Below are 15,506 nucleotides of genomic sequence, written 5' to 3' on the forward strand. Positions count from 1 at the left end.
TGGTCGCAGATCGGGCAGTCCAGCGGGTGGTTGATGAGCAGGAACTCCATCACCCCGTGGCGCGCCTTCTTCACCATCGGCGTGTCGGTGAAGATCTCCATGTTCTCGGCGGCCGGCAGCGCGCAGGAGGCCTGCGGCTTGGGCGGGCCGGGCTTCACCTCGACGAGGCACATCCGGCAGTTGCCGGCGATGGAGAGCCGCTCGTGGTAGCAGAACCGCGGGATCTCCTTGCCCGCGAGCTCGGCCACCTGGAGCACGTTCATGCCGGGCTCGAACTCGACCTCGACCCCGTCGACCTTGGCGATAGGCATACCGGATTACTCCGCCGCGATGGACGCGCCGGCGTAGCTGCCCTTGCGCGCGCGGTAGTTGTTGATGCGCTCCTCCACCTCATGGCGGAAGTGGCGGAACAGGCCCTGGATCGGCCAGGCCGCGGCGTCGCCGAGGCCGCAAATGGTGTGGCCCTCGACCTGGCTGGCCACGTCGAGCAGCAGGTCGATCTCGGACATCTCGGCTTCGCCGGTGACCATCCGCTCCATGACCCGCCACATCCAGCCGGTGCCTTCGCGGCACGGGGTGCACTGGCCGCAGCTCTCGTGCTTGTAGAAGTAGGCCGCCCGCGCGATCGCCTTCACCAGATCGGCGTCCTTGTCGAACACGATCATGGTGCCGGTGCCCAGGCCCGAGCCACGGGCCTGCAGGTCCTCGTAGGTCATCACGGCTTCCTCGGCCTCGTGGGCCGGGATCATGCGGACCGAGATGCCGCCCGGGATGACCGCCTTGAGGTTGCCCCAGCCGCCGCGCACGCCGCCCATGTGCTCTTCGATGAGCTGGCGCAGCGGGATGCCGACGGCGTCCTCGACCACGCACGGCTTGTTCAGGTGTCCCGAGCCCGCGAACAGCTTGGTGCCGGTGGACTTCTCGGTGCCGAAGCCCGCGAACCACTCGGCGCCCCGGCGCAGGATGGTCCCCACGACCGAGATCGACTCGACGTTGTTGATCGTCGTCGGGGCGCCGTAGATGCCGGCGCCGGCCGGGAACGGCGGCTTCAGACGCGGCTGGCCCTTCTTGCCCTCCAGGCTCTCCATCAGGGCGGTCTCGTCGCCGCAGATGTAGGCCCCGCCCCCGTGGGTCACGCGGATGTCGCAGTCCCAGCCGTTGACATTGTTCTTGCCGATCAGCTTGGCGTCATAGGCCTGCTTGATGGCCGCCTGCAGCCGCTCGCGCTCGAAGACGTACTCGCCGCGGATGTAGATGTAGGCCGTCCGCGCGCGGATCGCCCGGCAGGCGATGAGGCAGCCCTCGATCAGCAGGTGCGGGTCGTTGCGCAGGATCTCGCGGTCCTTGCACGCGCCCGGCTCGGACTCGTCGGCGTTGACGACGAGGTAGTGCGGCCGCTCGCTCTCCTGCTTGGGCATGAAGGTCCACTTCAGCCCGGTCGGGAAGCCGGCGCCGCCGCGGCCGCGCAGGCCCGACGCCTTGATCTGGTCGCAGATCCACTCGGGGGTCTGGGCCAGGATGTCGGCGGTGCCGTTCCAGCAGCCGCGCTTCTTCGCGCCCTCGAGGCCCCAGTCGTAGAGCCCGTAGAGGTTGGTGAAGATGCGGTCCTTGTCCTGAAGCAGGCCGGGCATCAGGCGGTTTCCTTCGACGGCAGGTTCGGGATCTTGATCTTCTTGGCGCGGCTGCCGTCGTAGAGGCTCTCGTCGGTCAGGGTCAGCGGGCCGCCCTCGGGGGCGGCGCCCTGACGGCCGATCGCCGAACCCGGAGCGGGAGTCTCGCCGGCGGCGAACTGGTCGAGCAGCTTCTCGAAGGAAGCCGCGTCCAGGTCCTCGTAGTAGTAGTCGTTGATGGCGGCCATGGGGGCGTTGGCGCAGGCGCCCATGCACTCCACCTCCTGCCAGTAGAACTTGCCGTCGGCCGAGCGGTGGTCGTGCAGGCCGATGCGGCGCTTGCACACCTCCATCAGCGCGCCCGCCCCGCGGACCTGGCACGGCGTGGTGCCGCAGACCTGCACCAGCGCGTGCGTGCCCACCGGCTCCAGCATGAACATGGTGTAGAAGGTGGCGATCTCGAGCACGCGGATCACCGGCATGCCGAGCAGCTCGGCGACCGCGCGGATCGCGGGCTCCGAGACCCACCCTTCCTGCTTCTGGACCAGCCACAGGATCGGGATCACCGCCGACTGCTGCTTGCCCGGCGGGTAGTTGGCCATCCACTCCTGGGCCTGCTTCAGCACCTCGGGCTTGAAGGCGAAGCTATCCGGCTGGACGGCGGCGAGACGGCGGATGCTCAACTCTGCCTCACTTACGGAAGTCGACGCGGGCGATCTTGCCGCCGGCGATGGTGTAGATGGCGATCACCTGGAAGGTCTCCCCGCCGGGCGTACGGCTCACGCGCTCGTGGTCCACGACGGTGTTCCCGACAACGATCCGGTTCACGAGTTCCGCCCGGTTCTGCGGGAAGTCCCCGAAAACCTGCACGTACTTGGCGCGGTAGGCCTCGATCCCGCGGAGGGTCACCTCGCCGTTCAGGTCGGCGACCACCACGTCGTCGGCGAAGAACGCGCAGTGGGCGTCCAGGTCCTGGGCGTTGTAGGCGTCGAACTGGCCCTGGACCAGGTCGACGGCGCTGATCTGGGCGCCCGCCGTCATCGGTCGATCTCCCCGAACACGATGTCGAGCGAGCCCAGGATGGCGGACACGTCGGCCAGCATGTGACCGCGGTTCATCCAGTCCATGGCCTGCAGGTGCGGGAAGCCCGGCGCCCGGATCTTGCAGCGGTACGGCTTGTTGGTCCCGTCGGAGACCAGATAGACGCCGAACTCGCCCTTGGGCGCCTCGACAGCGGCGTAGATCTCGCCGGCCGGCGGGCGGTAGCCCTCGGTGAACAGCTTGAAGTGGTGGATGAGCGCCTCCATCGAGCGCTTCATCTCGCCCCGCTTCGGCGGCGCCACCTTGTTGTCCTGGGTGAGCACGGGCCCCGGCGTCTTCATCAGCCGCTCGCAGCACTGCTTCATGATCTTCACCGACTCCCGCATCTCCTGCATGCGGCAGAGGTAGCGGTCGTAGCAGTCGCCGTTGATCCCCAGCGGGATCTCAAACTCGAGATCGTTGTAGCACTCGTACGGTTGGCTGCGGCGCAGGTCCCAGGCGATGCCCGAGCCGCGCACCATCACGCCCGAGAAGCCCCAGGCCAGCGCCTCTTCCTTGGTCACCACGCCGATGTCGACGTTGCGCTGCTTGAAGATCCGGTTGTCGGTGATCAGGCCCTCGATGTCGTCGAGCACCCGGGGGAACTCGTCACACCAGTCGGAGATGTCCTGCACCAGCTCGGGCGGCAGGTCCTGGCGGACGCCGCCGACGCGGAAATAGTTGGCGTGCAGGCGCGCGCCGGACGCGCGCTCGTAGAACACCATCAGCTTCTCGCGCTCTTCGAAGCCCCACAACGGCGGGGTCAGCGCGCCCACGTCCATGGCCTGGGTGGTGACGTTGAGCAGGTGGTTCTTGATCCGGCCGATCTCGGAATAGAGCACGCGGATGAGCTGGCCGCGGATCGGCACCTCTACGCCGAGGAATTTCTCCAGCGCGAGCACATAGGCGTGCTCCTGGTTCATCGGCGCCACGTAGTCCAGGCGATCGAAGTAGGGGATCGTCTGGGCGTAGGGCCGCGCCTCCATCAGCTTCTCGGTGCCGCGGTGCAGCAGGCCGATGTGGGGGTCGACCCGCTCCACCACCTCGCCGTCCAGCTCCAGCACCAGGCGCAGCACGCCGTGCGCCGCCGGGTGCTGAGGGCCGAAGTTGATGTTGAACTTGCGGACCGGGGTCTCGGGCGTGTGGCCGACCTCGGCGTGGATCGCCTCGGCGGGCGCGTTCTGGCCGGTCATCTTACTTCGCGTCCCGCTGCTGGGAGTCGGACTTCTCGTCGCCCGGTAGGGGCGCGTAGCCCCGCTCCATGCCTTCCCACGGCGACAGGAAGTCCCAGTTGCGCCACTCCACGGCCTTCACCGGCTCGTAGACCACCCGCTTCAGCTCTTCGTCGTAGCGGACCTCGACGTAGCCGGTCATCGGGAAGTCCTTCCGCAGCGGATGGCCGTGGAAGCCGTAGTCGGTGAGGATCCGGCGCAGGTCGGGGTGGCCGTCGAAGAAGATGCCGTACATGTCGAACGCCTCGCGCTCGTACCAGTCGGCGTTCGGGAACACCTCGACGACGGAAGGCACCGCGGTTTCCTCGTCGGCCTGCACCTTGATCCGGATGCGGCGGTTCTTGGTCATCGACAGCAGGTGGTAGACCACCTCGAAGCGGCGCTCCCGCTCCGGATAGTCCACGCCGGCGATGTCGACGAGCTGGTGGAAGCCGTGCTGGTCGCGCAGCAGCTTCAGGGCCTGGCCGATCTGCGGCGCCTGGGCGGTGAGCTGCAGGTCGCCGAACGCGACCTGGAAGCCGGTGAACACCCCTGCCCCGTTGGCCACGAGCTCCTGGCCGAAGGTTTCCATCTCCTGGGTGGTGGCGGGCCAGCTCATCGGACGATGGTCCCCGTGCGGCGGATCTTCTTCTGGAGCTGCAGCACGCCGTAGACCAGGGCCTCGGCGGTGGGCGGGCAGCCGGGCACGTACACGTCCACCGGCACCACGCGGTCGCAGCCGCGCACCACGGAATAGCTGAAGTAGTAGTAGCCGCCGCCGTTGGCGCACGAGCCCATGGAGATGACGTAGCGCGGCTCGGGCATCTGGTCGTAGACCTTGCGGAGCGCCGGGGCCATCTTGTTGCACAGCGTGCCGGCGACGATCATCACGTCCGACTGGCGCGGGCTGGCGCGCGGCGCGAAGCCGTAGCGCTCCAGGTCGTAGCGCGGCATCGAGGCCTGCATCATCTCGACCGCGCAGCACGCCAGGCCGAAGGTCATCCACATGAGCGAGCCGGTGCGCGCCCAGGTGATCAGGTCGTCCAGGCCGGCGGTGACGAAGCCCTTGTCGGCCAGTTGCTGGGACACGCCGTCGAAGAACGGATCGTGCTTCTGGGGATCGTAGCCTTCGACCGTGGTGCGGCCGGCTTCGCCCGCGGGGACAATCACTCCCATTCCAGGGCTCCCTTCTTCCATTCGTAGATGAAGCCCACCGTCAGCACGCCCAGGAAGGTCATCATCGACCAGAAGGCGAACTGGGCCACGTCGGCCGGCAGCTTCATGAGGGACACCGCCCAGGGGAACAGGAAGGCCACTTCCAGGTCGAAGATGATGAACAGGATCGACACCAGGTAGAACCGGACGTCGAACTTCATCCGCGCGTCGTCGAAGGCGTTGAAGCCGCACTCGTACGACGACAGCTTTTCGGGGTCGGGGGCCTTGGGCGCCAGCACCCAGGCGCCCAGCAGGAAGACGAGACCCAGCGCCGCCGCGATCCCTAGGAAGATCACGATGGGCAGGTACTGCAGAAGGAACGCGTTCATGGAGTCCTCGGGGGAGTCGCGCGCCCTTCTAGACCAGCCCTCCGGCGGTTTCAAACAAGGCTTTGAACGGGTTGAGCGGCGCGCGGCCGAACGCCCCTCCGGGGCCCAAATTGGGGTCGGACGAACTCTCCCGTTGACACGATTCCGGTCCGCACATATCAGACGCGCCTCGCCGGGCCGGAACGGTCCAAACGCGGGTGTAGCTCAGTTGGTTAGAGCGCCGGCCTGTCACGCCGGAGGTCGCGGGTTCGAGCCCCGTCACTCGCGCCACTTCCCCTCGGGAAGCCGGCGCGACCCCACTCAAGGTTCCAGGTCGAAGCGGACGATCCGCCACTGTCGCTGCTCGTGCGTCGAGCCGGGGACGTCGTTGACCCGGCGCAGCACCGCCTTGCCCGACCTGTGGAACTCCGAGCCGTCGGGATTGCGGCCGTAGATGACCACCGGGATCTCGACATAGAGCGACCCTGCCGCGCCCTCGATCTCCCCCGGCGCGCCGATCTGGGCGTCGTGCTGCGGATAGGCGGCCATGGCCCGGACGAACCCGGCCTCGTCCTGGCCGCTTGCGCGGCCGCCGTCCGACCACAGGCGGAAGGCCTCGGCGTATTTCTTCGTTCCGATCAGGGCGAAATAGGTCTGCACCACCTGCCCCGCGCCCTGCGCGCTCTGCGGCGTGAACGGCGCCTCCGAGACCGGCGTCCGGTCGTCGGGAAGTCCGCCGGGCGTTCCCGGCTCGGGCGGCGTCACCGGGGCATCGGGCCGCGACGCGGCGGCGACCGGTGCGGGCAATTGCGCCTCCGGCGTCTCGGCCCTCGGCGGTTCGGCGGACGGCTCGCCGCAGCCGGCGAGCGCCAGCGCCGCGGCGAGGGCGATTCCCCGGCTCACTCCGGCGGCGGTCCGGCGCGGCAGACGACCCGTTCGCCCGTGGAGACCTGCTCGCCGGGCGGCAGCACCGCGATGGTGCCTTCCTCGAATCCCTTGGTCCACCACTCCAGGCCCTCGCCGACGTAGCGCGCGCCGCTGCCGGAAATGGCGGTGCGCATGGTGTGCTTGCGGTTCTTGTAGGTGACGATGGCGAGGTCGCCGGCGTAACCCACTTCCACCGTCTCGCCGTTCTCGCAGTGGAGCACGGCGGCGGGCTGGTGCGGGTGGCGGACGGTCGTGCAGGCCGAGAGCGCGGCCGTCAGCGCGATCAGGGCCGCCGTGCGCCGCCTCAAGCCGCCGCCTCGGTCTCTCGTTCCAGCACGAAGTCCTCCGGATTCGGCGCGAGCGTGGCGCGCCAGTAGTCGATGAGCCCGAACGGCCAGTTCTGGCTGACCCGGCCGAACTGGTTCTTGTACCAGCTCGACACGTGCGGCGAGCCCCAGGCCCAGCCCTGGTTGGCCTCGTCCACCCGCCGGTTGAAGTCGTCGTGCACGGCCTGCTTCACCTCGATGGCCCGGGCGCCGCTCTCGGCGAGCAGCTTCAGGCAGCCCACGATGTAGCGGACGGCGCATTCGGAGAAGAAGATGATGGAGCCGTTGACCACGATGTTGGTGTTCGGCCCATAAATCAGGAAGAAGTTGGGGAAGCCCGGCGTGGTGACGCCCAGGTAGGCACGGGCGTCGCCGCCCCAGGCCTCGTGCAGGTCGCGGCCGCCGCGGCCCTTCACCTTCAAGTACGACAGGAAGTTCGAGGCCTGGAACCCGGTGCCGTAGATCAGCACGTCGGCCTCGTGCTCGGTCCCGTCGGCGGTGACCACGCCCCCCGGCGTGACCCGGGCGATCCGCTCGGTGACGAGCTCGACGTTCGGCCGCTTCAGGGCGGCCAGCCACACCCCGTTGTCCAGCACCGCCCGCTTGCCGCCCACGGGGTACTGCGGAATGACCTTGTCCACGAGGTCGGGCCGGTCCTGCACCTGGGCGGCGAGCGCGGCGGCGGCCATCTCGCGGAGCATGGCGTTCTCGGCGCTCACCGCGCCCGGGCCGCCGTTCCACGATGGGTCGGCCTTGACCATCGGCAGGAAGCCCTCGGTGGTCATCCAGAACAGCCAGAAGCGATACCATTTGTCGTAGTAGGGCACGTGCTCCAGCAGCCACTTCATGCCCTCGGGCACGTCCTCGTGGTAGTGCGGCACGGGCAGGCCCCAGGGCGGCGTCCGCTGGAAGACCTTCAACTGGGCGACTTCGGGCGCGATCTCCGGCACGAACTGATAGGCCGATGCGCCGGTGCCGATCACCGCCACCCGCTTCTCCGCCAGATCGACGTCGTGACGCCACTCGGCCGAGTGGAAGGCCGGCCCCTGGAACTCGCCCAGGCCCTCGATGTCCGGGTACCGGGGCCGGTTGAGCTGACCCACGGCGCTGACCACGGCGTTGGCTTCCACCGTCTCGCGCCCGTCGGCGCCGACCAGCTCGGCGCGCCAGACCGCGCGGGCCTCGTCCCAGGTCACACTCTCAACCAGGGTTCCGAAGCGGATGTGCTCCCGCAGACCGTACTTGTCGGCGATGCCGCGGAAGTAGCTGAGCAGCACCGGCTGGGTCGAGAAGTGCTGCGGCCAGAGGTGGTTCGGCTCGAACGAGTAGCTGTACATGTGGTTCGAGTTGTCCACCCGGCAGCCGGGATAGGTGTTCTCGAACCAGGTGCCGCCCACGTCTGGGTTCTTGTCGACGATCTCGAACGGGATGCCCGCCTGCGACAGACGGATGCCGGTCAGCAGGCCCGACATGCCGGCCCCGATCACCAGCACCTTCAGCTTGCGCGCGGCCTCCTTGAGCCGTGGCTGCTCGAACTGCGGATCCTTGGTGCTCCGGCCGGAGATGGCGAGCTCGTCCAGCAGGAAGTCGGCGTATCCCTCCGGGATCGGCGCGCCGGCCACGAAGTCCATCATCCGCCGCAGAAGCGCGGGCTCCGGGGTCGCCAGCCGCACCTCGCCACCCTCGAGCAGGCGGAGGATCGCCGCGCGGGCCCGTTCGCGGATCTTCGCCTGCTCATCCTCGGGGATGCCGGTGTCGTTGCGCGCCAGCGGGGTGTAGGTGGGCGCCCATTCCGGCCTGAGCCAGTCGGCCTCCCCGGTGACCTGGACCAGCGCCGCGAGCAGCGCCGGCAGGTGCGCCTCCCGGAGCGCCTCGTCGAGGAGAGCAGCCTCCGCCATCGTCGTTTCTCCCAGGTTTTATCGTTCTTATGCGGCGAGCATGACTCTCGCCCGGCGGCGAAGGAAGGGCGCCGTGGCGTCAGGCCACGTGGCGCGCCTGTGATTGCCGCATTAACCTCGGCGGCCTACCATCGGCGGAGATGAAGGTGCGAGCGATCCTGGTCCTGAGCCTGACGGCGAGCGCGCTGGCCGCCGGCGCGGCCGCTGCGCAGGCCCGCGACAGCGTCGTCACCCACGCGTCGATCACCGTGGTGGACCCGGCGCAGGTCCGGCACGACGCCGACCTGTCCCTGCCCGACGTCGCCCGACCGGCCGCCGGCTCGACGACCGCCACGGCCGCCGAGGGCAGCTACACGCTGAGAGGCCTGGGCGGAGAAACCTTCAACGTCTCGACGCCCGAGACCGTCGTGCTGACCCGCAACGGCGGCACGGAAGAGATCACCCTCAAGCTGAAGCCCAGCCAGACGGTGGGCGCCTTCGCTGGCCCCGCCGGTCAGCCGGCCACCGTTACAGTGGAGGTCGGCGGCGCCGCGCCCGTCGCCAGCGACGCGAAGAGCGGCGTCTACACCGGCCAGTACGGGGTCACCGTCTCCTACCCCTGAGCCCCGCGCTACTGGCCCTAGCGGCCCTGGGTCCGCAGGATGGCCGCGCGCAGGTCCGGCGGCAGGGTCATGCCCGAGGCGCCGGCGTTCTCGCGAAGGTGCGCCATCCGGGTGGTGCCAAGCACCGCGCAGGACACGCCGGCGTTCTCCAGGACATAGGCCAGCGCGGCCTGCGAGCCGGTCATCTGCCGCTGGCGGTGCAGGAAGGCGAAGCGGGCGCCGCGGCGGACCTCGTCGCGATGCCGCACGAGCCCGCGGGCGGCGTACCAGAGGTCCTGCGGCCCGCGGATCTTCGCCACCTTCAGGCCGGTGTGCCCCATGGCCAGCGCCATTCCGGCCAGCACCCCCTTCCCTGCCGCTGCGGCGCGCTCGATCAGCGGCTCGCGCTCGGGCCGAAGCACATTGTAGTCGATCATCACCGCGTCGAACGGCGCGAGTCCGAGCACGTGCTCCACCACGGCGGGGTCGAAGCTGTTGACGCCCAGCGCCCGCACGAGGCCGCGACGCTTGAGGTCCTCCAGCGCCGAGAGCAGCTCGTCGGTGAGTTCCGGGATCGCCGGTCCGTGAAGCTGCAGGAGCGAGATCGCCTCGACGCCCAGGTGCCGCAGCGAGCGTTCGGCGCTGGCCACGATGGCAGACGGGCTGAAGTCCCGCACGATGCGGCCGCCGCCGGCGTGGAAGGTGCCGGCCTTGGTGGCGATCACCAGTCGCGAGACGTCGCGGTCGGCCAGGGCGCGGCCGAGTCTCGGCTCCGCCTCGCCCGCCGAATAGCTCGCGCCGGTGTCGAAGAAGGTCACGCCAAGGTCGATCGCAGCATGCACGAGGCCCAGCGCGTCTGCCTCTGGAAAGCGCGGCTTGCCCCACCAACTGGCGCAGCCGTAGCCGATCTCCGAGACGACGAGGCCGCTGCGGCCGAGGGAACGGTATTGCATCAGACGTCCGCGATGACCTCGCGCACGAGCTGGCGCAGCCAGGCGTGGGCGGGATTGTTGTCGTGCCGGCGGTGCCAGTACATCGAGATCTCAGGAACCGGGACCGGGATCGGCGGCTGGTAGACGGCAAGACCGAGCGCAGGCGCGCAGGCGCGGGCGAACTGTTCCGGCAGGGCCGCCACCAGGCCCGCCTGGGCGCAGGCCAGCGCTACAGCGCCGAAGTGCGGCAGGCCAAGCGCCACGCGCCGGGCTCGGCCGGCCTCCGCAAGCGCCGCGTCGAGATAGCCCGACAGGCTGCCGTCCGTCGTCCGGATCGCGTGCGGCAGCGCGCAGAGCAGGTCCAGCGGGATCGCTCCTTCGGGCTCCACTCCGGCCAACGCCGGCAGGCCGCGTGCGGCCACGAACACGAAGGGAGAGAGGAACACGACCTCGCGGGACACCCAATCGGGTGTCGCCCCCGGCGCCTCGATGGCGAGGTCGACGGCGTCCTCCTGCAGCAGGCGGGCGACCTCGCCACGGACGGTGTCCACCAGCCGCAGCCGCACCTTCGGCGCCTCCCGGGCTACCCTTGCGAAGAGCGGAGGCATCAGCAGCATGGATACGTAGTCCGCGCCCATCAGGGTGTAGGCCCGATCGGCCGAGGCCGGATCGAAGCGGCGGTCGCCCTGCAAGGCGGCTTCCAGCTCGGCCAAGGCGCCCCGGACCACGGGCGCCAGCGCCTCCGCCCGCGGCGTGGGCGCCATCTCGGTCCCGCGGCGCACGAAGAGCTGGTCGTCCAGCAGCGCGCGGAGCCGGTTGAGCGCCTGGCTCACGGCCGGCTGCGACAGGCCGATCTGCTCCCCTGCGCGCGTGACGGAGCGCTCGCGCATCAGGGCGTGGAAGACCCGCAGCAGGTTGAGGTCGAAGGCGGCGAAATTCATTCAGCGAATGGGACCCATACGAAGCTTCCATTTCAATCCCAGGGCCGAGCCGCCTAGTGGATTGGCGCCTTCCACAGCGCCCTCGTGCGCCAGCCCCAAGGTGCGACCATGCCCACAGAGCCCCAGGCCGTCTGGTTCCTCAACAATCGCGTCACCTTCGCTCTCCCGGCGGCCGGCCACGTCGACCGGCTGTCGGTGACCGAACACCTGATGCCCTACGGCGAGTCTCCGCCGACGCATCTGCACGAGACGGAGGACGAGATCTTCCACGTGCTGGAGGGACGTGTCCGGTTCCGGGTCGGCGAGGCCGAGACCTGCGCCGGCCCCGGCGAGAGCCTGGTCGGCCCGAAGGGCGTGCCGCACAGCTTCCGCGTCGAGAGTCCCGAAGGCGCGCGTATGCTGGTCATGACCGTGGGCGGTGACTTCGAGGCGTTCGTGCGGGACTTCGGCCGCACGCCGGATCACGAGGGGCTGCCCACCGAAACCGCGCCCACGGCGCAGATGATCGAGAACCTCGCCGCCGCCGCCGCGCGCCGGCGGATCGCGATCCTCGGCCCTCCGATGGCCTAGCGCAGCCGGGCGAACTCGCGGGCGACAAGCTCCGCCACCGCCGACCAGGCCGCGGTCGTGGGGACCACGACATCGAAGTGGCCGGCTTCCGGCAGTGTCACGACCTCGGCGGTATCCCCGGCCGCGCGGACCTTGCGGACGTACTCGAGGCCCGTGAACGGCGGCATGACATGGTCGTAGGCGCCGTGGACCATCACCGTCCGCGTGCCGGTCGGCAGCAGGGCCACGGGCGAGGTGTCGGCCAGGCGGCGCGGGTCGCCCAGCATCTGCGGGAAGGTGTCGGCGCCGCAGGCGCGCGAGAAGACGTCGCCCTGCCCATCCAGGTCCCCGATCCCGGCCAGGCTGATCGCCGCGCCGATCCGCAGCGGGTCCGGCCGGTAGAGCGGGCTGTCCTCGGGCAGTCGGTGGCGGGCCGCGGCCCAAAGGGCCAGATGCCCCCCCGCCGAGTGCCCGAGCGTGGCCACGCGGCGAAGGTCGAGTCCGCGCCGCGGAGCCTCGTCCCGGAGCCGGTCGAGGGCGGCGGCGACATCCTGGAACGTGCCGGGATAGCCCGCTCCCGGCTCGCCGAGGCGCCGATATTCCACGTTCCAGACGGCGAAGCCGCGGCGCGCCAGGTCGGCGGCGATCCCGCTGGTCTGCGGCAGGCCTTCAAAGGCCTGGCGGTAGCAGCCGCCGTGCAGCAGCACGACGACGGGATGCGGCCCCGGCCCCCTCGGGCTGAACAGCTCCACCACCTGCGAGGGCGCCTCGCCGTAGCGGATCACCGTGTCCGGCTGGACCCGTGGCTGCTCCATGTAGGCGGCCAGCGGCAGCGGCTCGGCCTCAGCCATGCCGCCCGCCAGAAGCAGCGCGCCCGCCAGGGCCCATCGCAGCACATGCTCCTCCAGCGCCCCGCCAACGCGAAGCAGGATGGTGGGCGGCGAGGGGTTCGAACCCCCGACCCCCTCGGTGTAAACGAGGTGCTCTAACCAACTGAGCTAGCCGCCCGTGGCCACGGGTTCTAGCCGATCACCGTGGCCTCCGCCTAGGCGTGGGCGGGCGCCCCCTGCCCTGTGACGTTCTCGTGGCTCAGCAGCGTCGCGAAGAACCGGCCGACGACCAGGAAGACCACGGTCGCCCCGGCCGCGATGGCGGCGTGCATCAGCCAGAATTGGGTGGCCGGCATCTTCTCCAGCAGGGTCCCGAGGATCCCCACCGTCTGGTTCCCGGCCACGAGGTGCAGGTAGTAGATGCCGATGACGAAGCCGGTGATCGCCGCCGGCGCCGCGCGGGCGTAGAGCGCCAGCGAGACCGGCAGCATATTGGCGAAGGCGATGCTGTTCAGCACGTGGAAGGCCACGCACCACCAGATGCTCACCTGCGTCCCCGCAGCGGCGGCCTGCGCTGAGCCGGCCGCGAGGCAGAGCACGCCCAGCACCGAGACGAAGGCCCCGATCGTCAGCTTGCCGATCTCGTCCGGCTCCTTGAAGCGCCGCGCCCACAGCCGCCAGAACACGACCATGATGGCGAGGAACGAGACCGAGACCACGCTGTCCAGCGTGATCAGCCAAGTGGTGGGCACCTTCCGGCCGAAGAAGGTCAGGTCGACGCCGGTGTCGGCCCACACGAGGTAGGCGTTGAAGATCTGCTGGTTGCACAGCACCGAGGCGGTCAGCACCGGCAACAGCAAGACGAGCAGGCCCACTGTGCGCCACTCGTGCGGCCGCATCTTCGGTCGCGCCACGTCGGCGCCCCTGCCGCGCAGCGGCGGGTCGGGCGGCAGATGGCGCCGGCCGGCGAGATAGATGACCAGCGCGATGAGCATGCCCACGCCCGCCGCGCCGAACCCGTAGTGCCAGCCCACCGTCTCGCCCAGTGTCCCGGCGATCAGCGGGGCGGCGATCACCCCGGCATTGATGCCCAGGTAGAAGATCTGAAAGGCGTCGGCCCGACGGTTGTCGCCCTCGGCATAGAGCGAGCCCACCTGGCCGGCGATGTTGCCCTTGAAGCAGCCGGTGCCGAGCACGAGGCACAGCAGGGCCAGCAGGAACGAGACGTCGAAGGCCATCAAGAAATGGCCCGCAGCCATGAGCAGGGCGCCGATCACGATGGTGCGGGTGCGCCCGAGCAGGCGGTCGGCGAGCAGTCCGCCAAAGATCGGGGTGAAGTAGACGAGGCTGGTGTAGAGGCCGAAGATCGTCGAGGCGACCTGCTGGGTCGAGGCGTCTCCGGGCAGGCGATAGATGGCGCCAATGACCGCCCGAAAGCCCTCGAAGCCGGCGATCTGTTCCACGTGGGGCGACAGCAGCAGGGTCTTGGTCATGTAGAGGACCAGCAGCGCCTGCATGCCGTAGTAGGAGAACCGCTCCCAGGCTTCCGAGAACGAGAGGAAGCCCAGCGCCTTGGGATGGCCCAGGAAGGCGCGGTCGCCGTCCCGGGTGGCGGCGGCGGTGGTGGCGGTCATCGGAATCTCCAAGTGCGGCGGGACCTTAGACGCGGAAACCTGAAGGAAGGAAGGCCGCGGCGAGCACCGACACGCCGATCAGGCCGAAGATCACCGCAGCGACCATCCGCACCACCTTGAGCGGCACGACGTTGGTCGCCGCCTCGCCCAGGAACACCGCGGGCACATTGGCCAGCATCATGCCAAGCGTGGTGCCGGCGGTGACCAGCGTCAGGTTCTGGAACCGGGCGGCGAGCAGCGAGGTGGCGATCTGGGTCTTGTCGCCGATCTCGACCAGGAAGAAGGCCACGAGGGTGGTGAGGAACACGCCGCCCACCGACTTGGCCCCGGCGTCCTCGTCCTCCTTGTCCGGGACCAGCGCCCAGCCGGCCATGGCCAGGAACGCAAGGCCGACGACGGCCTGGAACGCCCGCCCTTCCAGCCATTGGGCGACCAGCACGCCCAGCCCCGCCGCGATCGCGTGGTTCAGGATCGTCGCGGCCAGGATGCCGAGGATGATCGGCCGGGGTCTGCGGAACCGCGCCGCCAGGACCATTGCGAGCAGTTGGGTCTTGTCGCCGATTTCGGCGATCGCCACCACGCCCGTGGAAATGAGGAAGGCTTCCAAGACGACGCTCCGGGGCCTGGCGCACGCGACGACGCGGCGCCCGGCCGGCCCTGCTCGCCTGGCGCGCATCGTCGGTCTCGCCAATCCGGACCCGAAGGTCCGTCGCCTGCGCCATGCCTAGGAAGGCAAGTGTGTTGACGCGGGCTCCGCTCGAAGCGGACGGCTACTCCCCGAAGAGGCCGCCCCAATACGGCGGGTCGCGGCGTCCGGCAACGAAAAAGGGCGGCCGTCCCCAGCGGCCGCCCCCTTTGTCGCAGGCTGTCCACGTCAGCCGTTGAGCACGCCCTTCAGGCTCTCGCCGACGCGGAAGCGGCAGGTCCGCTGAGCGGGCCGCCGCACGGTCTCGCCGGTCTTCGGGTTGCGGGCGAGGCCCGCGGCGCGCTTCACCGGCACGAAGCTGCCGAAGCCCACCAGCCGCACCTCGTCCCCCGCCTTCAGTGAACTGGAGACGGAGGCGATGAAGGCGTCGAGCGCCTCCCTGGCCTGCGCCCGGTTCAGTCCGGCCTTGTCGGCGATCGCCGAGACGAGCTCCGTCTTGGTCATGTGCGCAATCTCCCATCATTGTCTTGCTTGTTGTGGTTGTTGGGCGCGCTTGGGCGGAAGGAAGGCTCGCCCCCCGGCGCCTCGCCGCCGATTAAGGCTCGTGGAAGCTTAGCCGTCAAACGGACGCGGGGCGGGATCTCTCCCGCGGCGCGCCGTTGTGGCAACTTGTTTTCGGTGAGTTGGGGGTGACCCTCTCGACGTCCGGGTCCTCCACCGGTACGTCGGGCCCCCCCCCGGGCCCCCGGCCCCTTTTTTCGGCTGGTTTTTGTTTGCCCTTCACCGGGCGGGGGCGGGGGATCTCTCCCGCGCCGCGC

19 protein-coding genes, 2 tRNA genes and 1 riboswitch are annotated in these 15,506 nt (G+C 69.7%); of the genes, 3 read left to right on the forward strand and 18 right to left on the reverse strand.

The features are described from left to right. From ACE3Q8_RS21770 to ACE3Q8_RS21805, 8 genes are all read right to left on the reverse strand, one after another. Positions 1 to 311 (reverse strand): 2Fe-2S iron-sulfur cluster-binding protein (locus ACE3Q8_RS21770; RefSeq protein ID WP_374472828.1); only part of this gene is annotated, 311 nt, incomplete at its 3' end. Between the two features lie 6 nt (positions 312 to 317). After that, positions 318 to 1,631: an NADH-quinone oxidoreductase subunit NuoF gene (nuoF, locus tag ACE3Q8_RS21775; RefSeq protein ID WP_374472830.1), complete on the reverse strand. Its 1,314-nt coding sequence runs from the start codon at positions 1,629 to 1,631 to the stop codon at positions 318 to 320. Beyond that, entirely contained in the window at positions 1,631 to 2,293 is a 663-nt protein-coding gene (gene nuoE / locus ACE3Q8_RS21780; protein WP_374472832.1) for an NADH-quinone oxidoreductase subunit NuoE, read from the reverse strand. The genes nuoF and nuoE overlap by 1 nt, the downstream gene beginning before the upstream one ends. 7 nt (positions 2,294 to 2,300) lie before the next feature. After that, complete coding sequence (locus ACE3Q8_RS21785; protein ID WP_374472834.1) at positions 2,301 to 2,651, reverse strand: nuclear transport factor 2 family protein; 351 nt, start codon at positions 2,649 to 2,651, stop codon at positions 2,301 to 2,303. After that, complete coding sequence (locus tag ACE3Q8_RS21790; RefSeq protein ID WP_374472836.1) at positions 2,648 to 3,883, reverse strand: NADH-quinone oxidoreductase subunit D; 1,236 nt, start codon at positions 3,881 to 3,883, stop codon at positions 2,648 to 2,650. Before ACE3Q8_RS21790 ends, ACE3Q8_RS21785 begins: the two co-directional genes overlap by 4 nt. Before the next feature lies 1 nt (position 3,884). Beyond that, positions 3,885 to 4,520, reverse strand: coding sequence for an NADH-quinone oxidoreductase subunit C (locus ACE3Q8_RS21795; protein ID WP_374472838.1), 636 nt, complete (start codon positions 4,518 to 4,520; stop codon positions 3,885 to 3,887). After that, a complete protein-coding gene (locus ACE3Q8_RS21800) occupies positions 4,517 to 5,098 on the reverse strand; it encodes an NADH-quinone oxidoreductase subunit B family protein (protein ID WP_374472840.1) in 582 nt (193 codons plus the stop codon). The genes ACE3Q8_RS21795 and ACE3Q8_RS21800 overlap by 4 nt, the downstream gene beginning before the upstream one ends. Beyond that, complete coding sequence (locus ACE3Q8_RS21805) at positions 5,068 to 5,445, reverse strand: NADH-quinone oxidoreductase subunit A (RefSeq protein ID WP_374472842.1); 378 nt, start codon at positions 5,443 to 5,445, stop codon at positions 5,068 to 5,070. Before ACE3Q8_RS21805 ends, ACE3Q8_RS21800 begins: the two co-directional genes overlap by 31 nt. 193 nt (positions 5,446 to 5,638) lie before the next feature. On the opposite strand from ACE3Q8_RS21805, the gene ACE3Q8_RS21810 reads away from it, so the two are divergent. Then, positions 5,639 to 5,715: transfer RNA gene (locus ACE3Q8_RS21810), tRNA-Asp, on the forward strand. Between the two features lie 30 nt (positions 5,716 to 5,745). On the opposite strand, the gene ACE3Q8_RS21815 is transcribed toward ACE3Q8_RS21810, so the two are convergent. The 3 genes from ACE3Q8_RS21815 to ACE3Q8_RS21825 are packed head-to-tail and all read right to left on the reverse strand — an operon-like array spanning position 5,746 to position 8,575. Further along, positions 5,746 to 6,327 carry a hypothetical protein gene (locus tag ACE3Q8_RS21815; protein WP_374472844.1) on the reverse strand — a complete coding sequence of 194 codons (582 nt, stop codon included), beginning with the start codon at positions 6,325 to 6,327 and terminating at the stop codon, positions 5,746 to 5,748. Beyond that, a complete protein-coding gene (locus tag ACE3Q8_RS21820) occupies positions 6,324 to 6,659 on the reverse strand; it encodes an MliC family protein (protein WP_374472846.1) in 336 nt (111 codons plus the stop codon). The genes ACE3Q8_RS21815 and ACE3Q8_RS21820 overlap by 4 nt, the downstream gene beginning before the upstream one ends. Further along, on the reverse strand, positions 6,656 to 8,575 hold the full coding sequence (locus tag ACE3Q8_RS21825; protein WP_374472847.1) for an NAD(P)-binding domain-containing protein: 1,920 nt from the start codon (positions 8,573 to 8,575) through the stop codon (positions 6,656 to 6,658). Before ACE3Q8_RS21825 ends, ACE3Q8_RS21820 begins: the two co-directional genes overlap by 4 nt. Before the next feature lie 146 nt (positions 8,576 to 8,721). Between ACE3Q8_RS21825 and ACE3Q8_RS21830 the strand changes: the two genes are divergently transcribed. Beyond that, positions 8,722 to 9,177: a DUF4402 domain-containing protein gene (locus ACE3Q8_RS21830; protein ID WP_374472849.1), complete on the forward strand. Its 456-nt coding sequence runs from the start codon at positions 8,722 to 8,724 to the stop codon at positions 9,175 to 9,177. 17 nt (positions 9,178 to 9,194) lie between these two features. Here the strand turns inward: ACE3Q8_RS21830 and ACE3Q8_RS21835 are convergent, their stop codons facing one another. Next, entirely contained in the window at positions 9,195 to 10,109 is a 915-nt protein-coding gene (locus tag ACE3Q8_RS21835) for an aldo/keto reductase (RefSeq protein WP_374472850.1), read from the reverse strand. Beyond that, complete coding sequence (locus tag ACE3Q8_RS21840; protein ID WP_374472852.1) at positions 10,109 to 11,029, reverse strand: LysR family transcriptional regulator; 921 nt, start codon at positions 11,027 to 11,029, stop codon at positions 10,109 to 10,111. The genes ACE3Q8_RS21835 and ACE3Q8_RS21840 overlap by 1 nt, the downstream gene beginning before the upstream one ends. A gap of 108 nt (positions 11,030 to 11,137) precedes the next feature. Between ACE3Q8_RS21840 and ACE3Q8_RS21845 the strand changes: the two genes are divergently transcribed. Continuing rightward, positions 11,138 to 11,599 (forward strand): cupin domain-containing protein, encoded by a 462-nt coding sequence (locus ACE3Q8_RS21845; protein WP_374472854.1) that lies wholly within the window; start codon positions 11,138 to 11,140, stop codon positions 11,597 to 11,599. Here ACE3Q8_RS21845 and ACE3Q8_RS21850 read toward each other — a convergent pair. The 5 genes from ACE3Q8_RS21850 to ACE3Q8_RS21870 all read right to left on the reverse strand — a co-directional run bounded on the left by ACE3Q8_RS21850 (position 11,596) and on the right by ACE3Q8_RS21870 (position 15,192). Further along, positions 11,596 to 12,474 (reverse strand): alpha/beta hydrolase, encoded by an 879-nt coding sequence (locus ACE3Q8_RS21850; protein WP_374472856.1) that lies wholly within the window; start codon positions 12,472 to 12,474, stop codon positions 11,596 to 11,598. The genes ACE3Q8_RS21845 and ACE3Q8_RS21850 overlap by 4 nt on opposite strands. A gap of 35 nt (positions 12,475 to 12,509) precedes the next feature. Then, positions 12,510 to 12,586 (reverse strand) — tRNA-Val (locus ACE3Q8_RS21855). A gap of 37 nt (positions 12,587 to 12,623) precedes the next feature. Beyond that, positions 12,624 to 14,042: a peptide MFS transporter gene (locus ACE3Q8_RS21860; protein ID WP_374472859.1), complete on the reverse strand. Its 1,419-nt coding sequence runs from the start codon at positions 14,040 to 14,042 to the stop codon at positions 12,624 to 12,626. A gap of 25 nt (positions 14,043 to 14,067) precedes the next feature. Continuing rightward, a complete protein-coding gene (locus tag ACE3Q8_RS21865; RefSeq protein ID WP_374472860.1) occupies positions 14,068 to 14,649 on the reverse strand; it encodes a TMEM165/GDT1 family protein in 582 nt (193 codons plus the stop codon). Positions 14,650 to 14,719: 70 nt separating this feature from the next. Continuing rightward, positions 14,720 to 14,828: riboswitch (yybP-ykoY riboswitch) on the reverse strand. A gap of 88 nt (positions 14,829 to 14,916) precedes the next feature. Beyond that, complete coding sequence (locus tag ACE3Q8_RS21870; RefSeq protein ID WP_374472862.1) at positions 14,917 to 15,192, reverse strand: HU family DNA-binding protein; 276 nt, start codon at positions 15,190 to 15,192, stop codon at positions 14,917 to 14,919. Between the last annotated feature and the right edge of the window lie 314 nt (positions 15,193 to 15,506).

This window comes from Phenylobacterium sp. (genome assembly GCF_041913825.1).
In the GTDB taxonomy this organism is placed as follows: Bacteria; Pseudomonadota; Alphaproteobacteria; order Caulobacterales; family Caulobacteraceae; genus Phenylobacterium.

Bases quoted from the DNA above. Each gene is read 5' to 3' on its own strand.
- nuoF (WP_374472830.1), bottom strand. From the start codon at position 1,631: ATGCCCGGCCTGCTTCAGGACAAGGACCGCATCTTCACCAACCTCTAC.
- ACE3Q8_RS21785 (WP_374472834.1), bottom strand. From the start codon at position 2,651: ATGACGGCGGGCGCCCAGATCAGCGCCGTCGACCTGGTCCAGGGCCAG.
- ACE3Q8_RS21790 (WP_374472836.1), bottom strand. From the start codon at position 3,883: ATGACCGGCCAGAACGCGCCCGCCGAGGCGATCCACGCCGAGGTCGGC.
- ACE3Q8_RS21795 (WP_374472838.1), bottom strand. From the start codon at position 4,520: ATGAGCTGGCCCGCCACCACCCAGGAGATGGAAACCTTCGGCCAGGAG.
- ACE3Q8_RS21800 (WP_374472840.1), bottom strand. From the start codon at position 5,098: ATGGAAGAAGGGAGCCCTGGAATGGGAGTGATTGTCCCCGCGGGCGAA.
- ACE3Q8_RS21805 (WP_374472842.1), bottom strand. From the start codon at position 5,445: ATGAACGCGTTCCTTCTGCAGTACCTGCCCATCGTGATCTTCCTAGGG.
- ACE3Q8_RS21825 (WP_374472847.1), bottom strand. From the start codon at position 8,575: ATGGCGGAGGCTGCTCTCCTCGACGAGGCGCTCCGGGAGGCGCACCTG.
- ACE3Q8_RS21835 (WP_374472850.1), bottom strand. From the start codon at position 10,109: ATGCAATACCGTTCCCTCGGCCGCAGCGGCCTCGTCGTCTCGGAGATC.
- ACE3Q8_RS21840 (WP_374472852.1), bottom strand. From the start codon at position 11,029: ATGAATTTCGCCGCCTTCGACCTCAACCTGCTGCGGGTCTTCCACGCC.
- ACE3Q8_RS21845 (WP_374472854.1), top strand. From the start codon at position 11,138: ATGCCCACAGAGCCCCAGGCCGTCTGGTTCCTCAACAATCGCGTCACC.
- ACE3Q8_RS21860 (WP_374472859.1), bottom strand. From the start codon at position 14,042: ATGACCGCCACCACCGCCGCCGCCACCCGGGACGGCGACCGCGCCTTC.
- ACE3Q8_RS21870 (WP_374472862.1), bottom strand. From the start codon at position 15,192: ATGACCAAGACGGAGCTCGTCTCGGCGATCGCCGACAAGGCCGGACTG.